11 protein-coding genes are annotated in these 12,667 nt (G+C 43.1%); 2 read left to right on the forward strand and 9 right to left on the reverse strand.

What is annotated here, in order from left to right; genetic code table 11:
• Window positions 1-9 precede the first annotated feature (9 nt).
• Genes V5M37_RS18965 through eutL form a run of 4 tightly spaced genes read right to left on the reverse strand, consistent with a single transcriptional unit; the run spans window position 10 to window position 2,069 of the window.
• A complete protein-coding gene (locus V5M37_RS18965; protein ID WP_213121012.1) occupies window positions 10-285 on the reverse strand; it encodes a EutN/CcmL family microcompartment protein in 276 nt (91 codons plus the stop codon).
• Window positions 282-1,055 (reverse strand): hypothetical protein, encoded by a 774-nt coding sequence (locus tag V5M37_RS18970; RefSeq protein ID WP_423798712.1) that lies wholly within the window; start codon window positions 1,053-1,055, stop codon window positions 282-284. The genes V5M37_RS18965 and V5M37_RS18970 overlap by 4 nt, the downstream gene beginning before the upstream one ends.
• Before the next feature lie 22 nt (window positions 1,056-1,077).
• Window positions 1,078-1,377, reverse strand: a complete 300-nt coding sequence (locus tag V5M37_RS18975; protein ID WP_213148206.1) for a BMC domain-containing protein — start codon at window positions 1,375-1,377, stop codon at window positions 1,078-1,080.
• A gap of 35 nt (window positions 1,378-1,412) precedes the next feature.
• A complete protein-coding gene (eutL, locus tag V5M37_RS18980; RefSeq protein WP_423798713.1) occupies window positions 1,413-2,069 on the reverse strand; it encodes an ethanolamine utilization microcompartment protein EutL in 657 nt (218 codons plus the stop codon).
• A 265-nt stretch (window positions 2,070-2,334) separates the two neighbouring features.
• On the opposite strand from eutL, the gene V5M37_RS18985 reads away from it, so the two are divergent.
• Window positions 2,335-2,766, forward strand: a complete 432-nt coding sequence (locus V5M37_RS18985; protein WP_423798714.1) for an acyl-CoA thioesterase — start codon at window positions 2,335-2,337, stop codon at window positions 2,764-2,766.
• Between the two features lie 72 nt (window positions 2,767-2,838).
• Here the strand turns inward: V5M37_RS18985 and V5M37_RS18990 are convergent, their stop codons facing one another.
• The 3 genes from V5M37_RS18990 to V5M37_RS19000 form a co-directional block, all read right to left on the reverse strand.
• Window positions 2,839-6,042, reverse strand: coding sequence for a UvrD-helicase domain-containing protein (locus V5M37_RS18990; protein WP_423798715.1), 3,204 nt, complete (start codon window positions 6,040-6,042; stop codon window positions 2,839-2,841).
• Window positions 6,035-8,983 carry a PD-(D/E)XK nuclease family protein gene (locus tag V5M37_RS18995; protein ID WP_423798716.1) on the reverse strand — a complete coding sequence of 983 codons (2,949 nt, stop codon included), beginning with the start codon at window positions 8,981-8,983 and terminating at the stop codon, window positions 6,035-6,037. Before V5M37_RS18995 ends, V5M37_RS18990 begins: the two co-directional genes overlap by 8 nt.
• A gap of 117 nt (window positions 8,984-9,100) precedes the next feature.
• Window positions 9,101-10,087, reverse strand: a complete 987-nt coding sequence (locus tag V5M37_RS19000; RefSeq protein WP_423798717.1) for a helix-turn-helix transcriptional regulator — start codon at window positions 10,085-10,087, stop codon at window positions 9,101-9,103.
• Window positions 10,088-10,218: 131 nt separating this feature from the next.
• Here V5M37_RS19000 and V5M37_RS19005 point away from each other — a divergent pair, with 131 nt between their 5' ends.
• Entirely contained in the window at window positions 10,219-10,932 is a 714-nt protein-coding gene (locus V5M37_RS19005) for a hypothetical protein (RefSeq protein ID WP_423798718.1), read from the forward strand.
• A 37-nt stretch (window positions 10,933-10,969) separates the two neighbouring features.
• On the opposite strand, the gene V5M37_RS19010 is transcribed toward V5M37_RS19005, so the two are convergent.
• The gene (locus V5M37_RS19010; protein ID WP_423798719.1) at window positions 10,970-11,698 is read right to left on the reverse strand and encodes a CBS domain-containing protein; all 729 of its coding nucleotides are present in this window, start codon (window positions 11,696-11,698) and stop codon (window positions 10,970-10,972) included.
• Between the two features lie 74 nt (window positions 11,699-11,772).
• Window positions 11,773-12,615 carry a deoxyribonuclease IV gene (locus V5M37_RS19015; protein ID WP_423798720.1) on the reverse strand — a complete coding sequence of 281 codons (843 nt, stop codon included), beginning with the start codon at window positions 12,613-12,615 and terminating at the stop codon, window positions 11,773-11,775.
• Window positions 12,616-12,667: the final 52 nt, after the last annotated feature.

Genomic DNA, 12,667 nt, shown 5'->3' on the forward strand with positions numbered 1-12,667 from the left:
CTTTAAACGCTATTCTTCCCCTTCGCCTACCTCAAGGGAATCGACAATTCCAACCACCACTGCATCGATTGGGGCATTTTTTGAAAAAATGGCCCTTGCCGGACTGCCTCGTGAAACAATTACACGCTCACCGCGGCCGGCCCCAATTCGATCAGCAGCAATAATTGGAGCCCCTGCCGGCTCCCCTTTCCAGTTGATGGGCTCAATGATCAGCAGCTTCAGTTGGCTCATGCCATCCTCCTTTTGCGTAGCCCAAATGCTGCCCATGACCTTCCCAAGAATCATCCATCCGCCCCCTCTTCAATGACTTTTACCCCTTTTTCCCTCAGAAAATCCTTTGCCAGCGGTGTCAGGATCGTCCCTTGCCTGATCATCAAAGTCTTTGAGATTCCCAGATTCCCAGTAAGCCATTCCACTGTTAACACCTTTCCTATAAAGGGCTCCCCGGATTGTTGGTCCTTTTTTTCTTGGAAAAACAAACTAATAATTTCTTTATGCATATAGGATTGCTTGAAAAAACGAATACCAAGATTGGTGAGCTCCTGTTTATAGGACTCAAATCGTTTCTTTAGCGGGAGCGGTAAATCCAGTGTTTTTAAGGTGCGGCGATCGGCCCGCTTGATACCTGAAGAATCACCGCCAACCATGACCGGTTTCTGAAGAACGAGGGCCGCAAAGATGATTTCCGATTTCACAGAACCCTTTAATCCTTGACAGACACGGGCGGCGTTATCCAAGTCAATTTCCGGGATGACAATGGCATCATAATCCTTCGGCAGCTCAATCGGTGCTTTGGCATACTCGTCCGCTGCTATTACTTGCCCTGCCCCGGTAGCTTGGATATAGCTGCCCCCAAGCCATCCTGACGTCTCACCGTCAAGCAACAGGAAATCATAATCTATCGGATGTTTTTTTAGGACCATCAATTGGTCAACAAAGGGCTCGTGCGCTGAGCTGTCACAAAATACAAACAGGACTTTTATTCTAGGAGTCTCTTGTTCGATAAGTTCACGGGCAATCCGTTCTACCAATTTCTGCAGCTGCCCTTTATCCATTTTTAACACTCCCAACCGCCATTTACGTTATGCTTTGCCCTTCCAGTTTCGGGAGGATCAGTTCAATATCGGAGTGCGGCCTTGGTATTACATGGACGGAAATGAGTTCTCCCACCTTCGACGCTGCGGCTGCCCCTGCATCTGTAGCAGCCTTGACAGCACCAACATCACCGCGGACCAATACCGTTACAAGCCCGCCCCCGACCTGAACCTTCCCTACCAGACTAACATCCGCGGCTTTCACCATCGCATCCGCAGCCTCAACTGCTCCCACTAATCCCTTTGTTTCAATCATTCCTAATGCCGACGTTTCTCGTCCCATTTTTGGAACCTCCTTCATTGTTTTAACCATCTATCCTAAAACATCTTATGGGGAGACTGAGCTATTTTTTGAATCGTGTCCGCAAAAGCCTCCGCTGCAGCCTTACAGGAGGATTGGCTTCCTGTCAGAAGCCCCCCGCCAAAGTTGGTTTCTGTCGGCGGTCCATAAAAAACACAAAGCCTTACGTCTGCCGCCTTCAACGCTGCGTCCAGCCCCACCATCGCCTCAAGCGGAGGAGCAATTAAATAGGCCAGCGGTTCCCCCGTTTCAATCCCGGCTAAACTCGATAAAAACGAACCAGTTCGAGAAATTGTATGGGCAAAGTAAGCGTGATTCCCATCCTCGTCCACCGCATAAAAAGCTGGACCCTCATTGATCATCCTTACAGCGACCTCCAAGCCGCTCTTCACTTCAGATGGTGTAGCCCCGCCTAAAATCCCAATAAACTCTCCTGATAATGGACCTGAAGCATGTGCGGCCCCGGCATAAAAAGACTTTGCATAGACGACTTCCACTGCGGCCATTTTGGTGGCCTCATCAATCGCAGTATAGCCGACATCATCACTCGTGCTGGTAACCAGCCCCAAGCTTTTGACGTGGTCTGGAACCTTCAATGCCTCTCTTAACCCTTCATCAACATTTGGTATCAGCTGACTTGCCAAGGCTTGGGCAGGTAATCGTTGTAGCCTCATGAGTTCCACTCCCTATTAGAAAAAAGGGTGCCCTGATGGCAGTATGACACTTCATCTAAGGCACCGATGCCAATCTCTATTCAATTTTGCTAGGTTACTACATCCTATTATTCTTAATTCAATTTATGCAAAAATTCCTAATTTAGAATTTCCTCGGTCGTTTGATATATAAAAAGACCTTCAAAAAAAGGAAATGAAAGGAATGAACAGAATAAATAGATTAGAGGGAATCATCCTTATCAAAATTTAAAAAAGGTGGTTTAAAATGGTTAATGATTTTCGTTTTTCACATCGCCTGAAGGTCCGCTATTCTGAAATTGACGGTCAGAAGATTGTTTTTAACGCTCACTATATGACTTATATAGATGTGGCTGTTACTGAATATTTCCATGAGGGATTGAAGTTAGACTTTGAAGAGGCCGATTTTGATTTTGTTCTGGCAAAATCTACTTTGGAGTTTAAAAAGTCAGCAGAATTGAATGACTGGCTGAACATTTGGTGTAAAATCTCCAAAGTAGGCAACACAAGCATGACTATGAACTGCATGATTACTAGAGATGGGGAAACAGACCCAATTCTTTTAGCCGAAATTATTTACGTCAGCTATGATGCTAATACAAAAACAACCCGGCCAGTGCCGGCTCTAGTCCGCAATCGAATTGAAGAATTTGAGAATGGCTTATTGACCCCGGAATGATTGAGTTAAATAACTAGTATACACAAAAAAGGCGGCCGTCTTTTAAGCGGCCGCCTTTTACTTTGAATCATACTATTTTTTGAAAAATATCCGATTCGGTGCAAGGAAATAAAGACATTGCTGGCCAACCGCTTCTCTAGTCAGTTCCTCCCATGCTCCCCTATAAAAGGCGAGCTGGCTGCTATAAAAGTCACGAAGCTTTTCATAATCCTCATCACGGACAGCCCGGTCCGTCTTATAATCGACAATGGTCCATTTGTCATTCATTTTATAAATTAGGTCAATGACCCCTTTTACATAGAAAGGATGATCGTCCTTGGGACCCTCAGTAATCTGTGAATAAAGCGGGTGGCCTTTAACCACTTTAAAAGTAAATGGCACTTCCGTAAGAACTTCATCTGCCCTCTGCAGCTCGTCCCAAAGGGAGGAATTTTTAAATTGGTCTAAATAGGCCGTGACTTCCATCTCTTTTTCTTCAGCCAATCCATGTTTGGTTAACGCAATTTTAATATAATCCGTAACATCATAGCCCTGGACCGCTTTTTCAAAAACATCATGAACAACCGTGCCCCATTCCTTGCCGCCGCCGGATTCTCGCTCAATCGTCAGTTCTGAATAATCCTTGTCCTTTGTTGGCGTCCAATGATCGTAGGTCTTCATTTTGCTTGGTTCAAGCCAAGCAAGCTTACTTGAGGTTTTTGCCTGGAATTCACTGAGGGTGATTTCCTTTGGTACAGAATTATTGTCCCAGACATCTATTTCAGGAACTTCGAGTTCCTCGATCGCTTCCATCGCAAACAGAATATTCCATGGGTTTTTCTTGTTATTCCCGTTTGAGCTGATAATCAAAGCTTTCTCCGCACGGGTGGCGGCCACATAAATGATCCGAAGCTCTTCCTCCGTAAGGTATTTTAGCTCCTCCGCTTTATGAATCTCCCACTCCTTGGGTATCGCCGTCTCCCGGGACTGGTAGCCGTTATCCACCTTAAACATGAAGTACCCTTTTGAAATCAGGTCCTCGCGTTTAATGTGCTTTGATAAAAACGATTCTGGGCTAACTGACTTGGCAGGATGGGCTAAAAAGACAATCGGTGCCTCAAGTCCCTTTGCCTTATGGACATTCATGATGCGCACGGCATCTGCTTCTTCTTCCAAATTGGCGACAACCGATTTTTCAAAAATCATTTCGGTAAGGGTTTCTATCACCTGCATATAGGTTGTCTTTCCTCCCGCTTCCTGTTTTCTCAAGGCTTCAAGCATTTGCAGCAGGCTTTTATAGGTTCGTTTGCCACGTTCATTCATTAATAGCAAGGGGTAGAAACCGACATCCTCGATTATTTTTTCAATCGCAGCTGTTGGCGGCAGGTTGCGAATCATTCGTTGATAATAGTTTAGTTTCGAAATGGCAGTTTCAAATTTTTCTTTAACGACTGGAGACAATTCTGCTGGGACATCCGTATACAGCGAAAAGCGCCCTTTGGCCCGCTTCCATTGATACAATTCATCATCACTGATTCCAAAGAAAATCCCTCGGAGGACGGCAACAAAGCTTACCTCATCAGTTGGGTCGAGGAAGGATTTTAAGAGAATCCATAGATCCTGAAACTCTCTCGTTTCACCAAGTATGACTTCGCCGCTGATGCTGACAGGAATGCCGGACTCCTCTAAAACTTTCGCATAAACAGCAACCCCGTCATTGTATCTGGTCAGCACCATAAAATCACGTGCCCGATGTCCTTGCTCGATAAGATTCCGAATCGAAAGCGCAATATTTTCGGCATCCTTATGGATGACTTCCTCTTTCTTAGAAAAATCTGCCGGAACGGTCAACCGCTTTACGCCTGAAAATTCGTTTCCCGAATCTACGTGATAGGATATTAACGGGCGGTAAGCCGCTTGGTAATTGGTCTCCACTTCTGGCAGATGACGTTCAAAAACCGTATTTAATTCGGTTGTCACCGAATCTAAGGTACGGAAGTTCGTCGTCAGTTGCAGCACTTCCCCGCCATGCTCCTCAATTAATTGTTTGACTCGGTTATACGTGTCAATATCGGCCCGACGGAAACGATAGATGGCCTGCTTTGGGTCCCCGACGACAAAAAGCGAGCCCGGTTTTGGCTTACAGTTTGTCCAGTTTTTCTCATGCGGGTCCTCACCGGTTAGATAGAACATAATCTCTGCCTGCAGGGGATCGGTATCCTGAAATTCATCGACGAGCAGGTAACGGTACTTTCCTTGAAAATAACTGCGGACCTCAGTGTTTTCCTTCAGCAGCCTGGATGTATGCATCATTAGGTCCTGAAAATTTAACAAGGAGCGTTCTTTTTTTAGCTGTTCGTATGTCTGAACCGCACCCTTTAGAAAGGCAATAATCTTAGGATGGCAATATTCCTTCCAGGCTTGAATGAGAGGCTTGATTTTCACCGCGAATTCGGATGAAATTTTCTCTTCGTAAAATTTGGCATCTTCCTTGGACGGCCAGCGGTTATAGGTTGGCTTTAAATTCTTATCGAATAAGCTAAAAATACCAATGATGTCCGGTTCCTTCGGAGAATCCAAAAACCTTTCCCTTTGCACGGCCAGCAAAATCGTCTTTTGCAGGGTATCATAGCCCTTTTCCGGCTCCTGTTCCGGTACGCTTTTCCGTGCTTCTCTAATGATATTCATAAAAGATTGGTAGTCCGCGAGCATCTCTGGTTTCGGTACAGATTCTGCGATCCACTCTACATCAGAATATTCCTTTACATCCTTTAGCCACGGAAACAGGTTATCCGTTGAGATACCTAATCGCTCCATTTCTTCAAGCGGACCGGAGTCGTAATCCATCAAATCTTGGAGATGCTTTTGCCATGCTTCCTCCAAAACATCGGCATCATCCGACTCCTCAAGTTCTTTAAAGGTTAAGTCCAATTTTGCCTCAATTGGCCGCTCCCTTAGCAGCTTGGCGCAAAAGGAATGAACAGTGCCAAGAAAGCAGCGTTCGATATTTCTCAAGGCCTCTCCCAAACGGAATTCAGCATCAAGGTCCGTTTCCTTATTCCAAGTCTCTTCTAATTTAGCTTGAAAGCGGACCTTCAGCTCATCTGCAGCTTTCCTGGTAAAGGTAATGGCGACAATCTGGTGAATCGCAGCACTTCCGGTATAGATAAGGTTGACCATCCGGTCCACAAGGCTCGTCGTTTTCCCTGAACCGGCGCCTGCTTCCACCAAGAAATTTGTTCCAAGTTCATGCTTAATTTTCTCGCGGGCAGCTTGGTCAAATACCACCTTAGTCATAGGCCCGCACCCCCTTTAACTTCTGGTTGGATTGTTTCATTTCAAGGGTATCTTGATTGTAAAAATGGCGGCGGCAGACAAGCTTAAATACACAGTACTTGCAATCCTCTACATCATCCGTCATTTCAAAATGTCCATGTTTGATTACATCAATTAATTTTTCCAAAATATCTAACCCATTGGTTCTGAGGATGGCATCCTGTTTCCTGGTAAATCGCTCCGCCATCCCCTTTACGGTTGGGAAATAATAGGAACTTTCTTCCACGGCCCCCTCACCAAGCTGAAGATGCTGCTCAATTGCCAAGGCATAAATCATATGCTGAAGCTGACGGCCGCCTTTAAAGGAACCATTTTTCTTATATCCGTAGGTGCTTCCTGTTTTGTAGTCAATGATGTGGTAGGTTCCGTCACTTGACTTATCCACACGGTCAATGATACCGGAAATCCTCAATTCTCCTGAAGGAAGCTTGATGACTGCAGGTTCTTTTCCGTCTATTCCAAAGGAATATTCAAAGTCAATCGCCTCATAGTCTTCGCTATGGCGCTCCTCTTCCTTAAGAAAAATTTTGCAGCATTCCAGAATATCATTCATTTCCCTTAAAAAAATGCGTTCATTCGGCGGCGGCAGCACTTCCTTTTGCTGCTCGATTAAACTAGTTGCTAACGCTATGAGCTTGTCTAAATGAAGCGCATAGGAAGGCTTCGCATTTTCCTTTTTTAACTGCTTATAGAAATTTTCAAAAATGCTGTGCAGGAGACTTCCCCTCGAGGCAGGATCCAGCCATTTGTTGGCATTAAACGAAATTTCCTCAATTGGTTTGACGCGCAGCACTTCTTTTAAGAAATAAGAATATGGACACTTGGCAAGCGTTTCAAGTTTTCCGGCGCTCATCGTTTTCTTCTGATTAAGGAGCGGGTCATCTTCATTCGCGTCAATCTGTACAATGCCGTCAAATTCCGAATATCCACTTGAATTCCGCTTGATTTCCGCTGCTATCCCCTGCTCAACATTTGAAAAACACCCAAGAATTCCACCTGTTAATCGGACAGGCTGATTGCTGGCTAATTTTTCATTCCAGTAATCTTTATCATCCAAAATATCGCCTGCAATGATGGAGGTTGGAAGTAATTTTAATGCTTTAAAGTCTGCATTTTGATCTCCAGTCATAAGGCGGTAACATTGCAGCACCACAAATGCCGGATTCATGACACGGTTATCATTGATATCAAAATGACAATAGCTGACTGTTACGGTTCCGGCAGTTTGTGCCATTACCTGCAATAAAGTATATAAATTGATCTGGCCCTTTTCGCTCCGCAGCGGCAGGCTGCTGCTTAGTTTTCTCCGTTCCAAATCTAAGAGCAGCGGGTCCTCACCGGCATTACCTGGAAACTTTTTATTATCGAGACCCGCAAAAAACACGTTAGTGCGATTATTGTAAGTTCCATTTTTATAGGAGGTTACATGTAAATGCCCCGGTTTCGGTCTTGATTGCTGAACACGTATCGACAGCAGCAAGTCCTTCACCTTTTCAATTACGTCATATTTAGGCAAGGCTTCGTCTGCGTATGGAATAATTTTTTCAATCTCCTCCAGCAATGCAGTTTTACTAATCTCATCTAAACCTGAGCTGGTTTTGCTGAAATTTTTTAAAATATGAGCAATGCCTGTTAAACATTTTTTATAGTTGATTGTTAAATCAAAGGCCGGCAGCTTTCTGAAAATGGAAGAGAACCACCCCTTTAACCATGAAAATTCCTTTAATCGAGTTTCATAGTATGGGCTTTCAGAGTTTAAATTTTCAATTTCCGCAGCTAGACATGCCCCATACCTCTCCTCTGACCAACCAATCTGTAAATCCCTTAAAATCCTGGCCATTCTTGTTTTTGACGGGGCCTCATCATCCAATTCGAGGAGCCCTTCATTTAATAAATCAAGAAATGCTTGTACACTATAGTTCGACTGAATCCACCCAAGCAGGCCTGAAACCAGACGGCCGGGACGGCTGAAGGAAATCGGCAGCCCTTCCCCGTAAGTAACCGGAATGTCTATTCGCTGGGACAAATGATAAAAAAGGGTAACATAGGAATCAGCGCTCGTATAGTAGATGACATTTTCATCAAGCGAAGATTTGGACTTTTTGATCTGCTCCAGGATTTGTTTCACTTCCAGTTCTTCCGTTTTGGCGGTGAAAATATGCAAATCAGGTTTACCGCCTGCCTTATCCTGTTGATAAAGATAGCTAAGTGGTGAGGGCTCACCCCAGCGAACAGAACTCAAGCTTGTCCGCTCAGGTAAATCGATGCCGAAAACGGGTGCCAGTGGCAGTTTAGCGGTGTTTTCTGGCAGAATTTTTTTAAGAAATTGTTCTTCGAGTTGTGACAACTGTAAATTAGACTGCAGAATAAACAATTTCTTTTCATCAATTAGGGCATATTCCATTGCTTTAGTTAACAGGTCAGCTCTGTCGATGAATGTATTGGCTTGCAAAAGCTTTTCATATCCGGCAAGAATTTCAGCCATGTCCTCAGCTTTGGCTGGTGCCACAAATGCGTTCAAATTCAGAGTCTCTTTGGTATAACCCGAGAGCCGCAATGTTTGAATTGCCAAGAAAATGGCATGGCTAAAGGACGGGGTAATCTCCATTCCTGAAAAATAATGGAGAGCACCCTGTTCCTTTATTCTTTTGAGCAGTGTATACGTAAAATGTACCCCCACCGTCTGGTCAAGCATGTCCGCAGGCTGGTCTGCATTCAGTTCCACTACGCTTCTGGCCAGGTCCAAAACCGTCAGATATTTAAGATTAACCGCCTGGAAGTCTTTTTTTATGAAGGCTTCGTTTATTTGTTCTCCAATTGTATGCGAATCGACAATGACAATTTTCTCGCGAAAGGGATCTCTCATACAAATTTCATTAAGTTCTTTTACTAAAGATTCCATAAAAAAATCTCCTTGTATCAATTTACAATTAGTTACATTTTTATTATCTCACATTTCCTTCCAAATGGTTTACCATTTTTGGTAAAACTAAAAAGAGGCGGGCTTTAAGACCATCCTCTATTCATAGGTTTGATTCATTTTTTGAATTTCCGCTTTTATTTCTTCCACTAAATCCTGAGGCTCAAGCACCTTTACATCACTTCCCCAGTTAAGGAGCCAGCGGACAAGACCTTCGCTTCTGTTTGCTTTTACCCTAAGCCAGCCAAATTCTTCATCAACTTTTTTCATATCGGCACCAAGCCCAAAGTAATCAATCATGACATTCACCAAGGACTGTTTAAACTTCAGTGTAATCCACTGTTCTTTGCCAGCGTACATATTAAAGGATTTGTTTATGTAATCAGAGATATTGATATCAGCCTTAAGGAAAAATTCCTCCGTGCATTGGACGTTCCGCATCCGGTCTACCCTGAAATGACGGAACTTCTCCTCACCGTTTAAAATCCCTATCAAATAGTAATAATCATTTTTCCAAATGAGTGCGTGCGGGCTGACCTCATAAAATTCACCATTGCGCTGGAGGACAAAATTTTTATCAATATCGTATTTGCCATATTGAAACTTAATTTTTAAACTTTCATTAATTGCGATTTGAATTTGGTCAATTTCGTACCGCAGCTGCTGGTAGGTACTGCGAATCGAACTTTCATAATGTGTCGGATTCGGAAGCTTGGCTGCAAGATCCTTGCTGGTCAGACCCTTCACCTTCTCAATCAACTGTTCTGCCTCTTTTTTTGTAATAAAACGTGCTGAAAGGATAGCGTTAATTAAAAGTCTCAATTCGTACTGCTCGAAACGCTTATTTTTATGACTGTAATATTTCTTCCCAGCAGCACCCCTGGTAACAAATATTTCGAATCGCTGGTTAGTTAAATCCTCGATGTCACGAAGAATGGCACGTTGTTCAAATTCAAAGCCCGGCCCAAACTCCTGACGAAGTCTTTCAATGATTTCTCCCATTGAAAGCTCATTCGTTTCATCTGTTTGATTAAATAAAATTTCCTGCAACTTAAGCAGACGCTCTCCGCTTGGAGGCTTAGCCATCTAGATCACCTTTCTATTAAAAAATTCCTTCTACCAGAATTCTACGTTAGTACTCATTTTACCTTCATGAAATATATTTTGGAAACTCGGACATAATAACCTCGATTAAACTTGAAGGGATGGGATGTTTGATGTCGTTAGAATGGTTTGACCGAGTTTGCAGTGAATTACAGGATCATCTTGAATCGATTTGTGAAGAGTACGATCAAGCTGGCCACATGAAGATTGAGAGAGCAGCCAAGCATCCTAGGGTTGAGTTTTTTGTGGAGACCGCAGATGTTGATACTGAGGAACTGGACCGTGATTACTTTTGTACGCTGTTTTTTGACCCGCAAAACGAAGAATTTTATATTGACAGTTTCGATGTTGACAGTGGTCATACTGCAAAAATCATTCTTTCAGACATTGAGGAGATTGTCGATGAGGTACATGAAAGTCTCCATGATTACATAAACGGCGAGGACCATTTTACCGATGATGGGGTTTATCTTCAATCAGATGATGAATATTGTGAAGACGATGAATTCGAAATGGCAGATGATGACGAGGAGTATTTTGAAGGCGCACAAATAAACCGGGATGAAATTTTTGAAGAAATTGACGTCGAATGGTCCACCCCAGAGGTAACAGCCTTCAAACATGAGGATGAAGTGGAAGTAACTTATCAGTTTGGCGTGGTTCAGGAAACCGGTGACGGTGTACTGAAGCGGGTAAACCGCATTTGGACAACCGAGGACGAGTTAATCAAGGATGAATCGCATTTTATTTTTAGCAAAGAAGAGGCGAGCACTATCATTGCGATGATTGCCAGTCATATGGACCAGTTAAGCGAATTTGATTTTTAAAATATCGGAAAAGGGTGCTTTTTTAGAGCACCCTTTATTAATCAACCGTATAATCAATCTGAATTAAATCCCATGGTGTAATAATGCCAAGCGGCTTTTCACCCGCATTTCCATTTTCCGTGATCACGACTGCTTCTAATTTATTCTTCTTTTTATGAGCCTTTTCAAAAATGTTTTCCACCTGGAATAAATTAATTTCTTTTGAAATGAACTCTATTGACTGTTTCTTTTCAACCATCATAATATCTGCAATCCGAACATCCGCCAGATTGACGATGCCGCTTTCCATATGCTGTGCCATCCATTTCATAATCGAGCCAGCAGTCAAAAGACCGATGCATTTTTGATTTTTATAAATCGGAAACTTCGAATATCCATACTGTTTAATGGCAGCCGTTACCTTTAAAATACTATCGTTTTCATCAAAGAAAACAACGTTCTTGGTTGCAATCGTAAGGGCGTAATTCGGCCTGCTTAAGATATTAGCAATTTTTTCGATATGATGGACCACTTTAGCATTGGGTTCTGCAATATAGAAGCCAACCTCCATCTTTTCGTGAACAATCGCATTCCGAAGTCTGGCATATTGCTCCAAATCCTTTTTATAGGTTTCGATGACTTGATACTTTTTTGCTCCTACCTTCACTAATACAACAAATCTTTCATCATTGATCTGGACAATATCTCGAAGTGCATCATGGACCTGATTAAAGGCGACCTCGAAGCGCTCGGACAGAAGCTGATCCTGTTTATTTGCCGGTTTCATTGTTCTCTCCCTGTGAATGCTTTTTTCTCTATTATACATTCTTTCGCAGGTGGGAAATCAATAGAAAATACTTGTTAGTAACTCCCCCACGCTTTCAATATCATTTCAATTTCCTCTTTATGCGAGATGCCTTCATCATCGGGTGTTTCTAAAATCAATGGAATTTCTTTGAAAATTCTTGATGTTACAAGCTCCTTTAATTCATCCTCGTCAATCAATCCATTGGTATGATATATGTTAGCATGACTGTCTTTCCTAGAACCCGCCGGATATTTCGAGTTATTCAAATGGATGGCTTTCAAATAGTCAAAATAATTTAATTCCTGCCCTTTTTTAAAAAACTCTTCTGTGTTTTCCCCGGCCCACAGCCCGCTGGCAAAGGCATGGCAGGTGTCAAGGCAAAAGCCGATTTTTTCAGGATACTCACACAGGTTACGGATTTGCACCAATTCCTCAAAGGTTGTACCAAGTGCCCCCTTTGTTCCTGCATTGTTTTCTAATAGAATCAGACACTCCCCATCCCATTTACTCAAGACCTCGTTTAACATCTCTAGCATTAAGTGATAGCTGGCCAGCGGGTCCGTTTTGCTGATTTGGCTGCCGAAATGAACAACAACACCAATGGAACCGCAGGCATTAGCAATTTCCAAGTCGTTAAGCAGTGAAGATATCGTTAAATCTTTTTTTCCTTCTAATGGGGTAAGGCTTGTTGAATAAGGGGTATGGGCCACTGATTGCAGACCATGCTGCCGGCAAAACTCCTTGCAGCTATTTGCATCTTCACGGTCAAATTCCTTTATCGAAAGGTTTCGTGGGTTCTTTGGAAAATATTGAAAAGTAGATGCCCCGTTCGCAACCGCCTGTTTTGCCGCTCCTAAATATCCGACCCGAATACTGACATGACTTCCTAAAATCATTTCTATCCCACCGTACACTTTATTTATGTTAGATTGCACACAGCTGGAAAAA

It is taken from the genome of Neobacillus sp. SAB-20_R2A, from assembly GCF_049568635.1.
GTDB lineage: Bacteria > Bacillota > Bacilli > Bacillales > Cytobacillaceae > Neobacillus > Neobacillus citreus.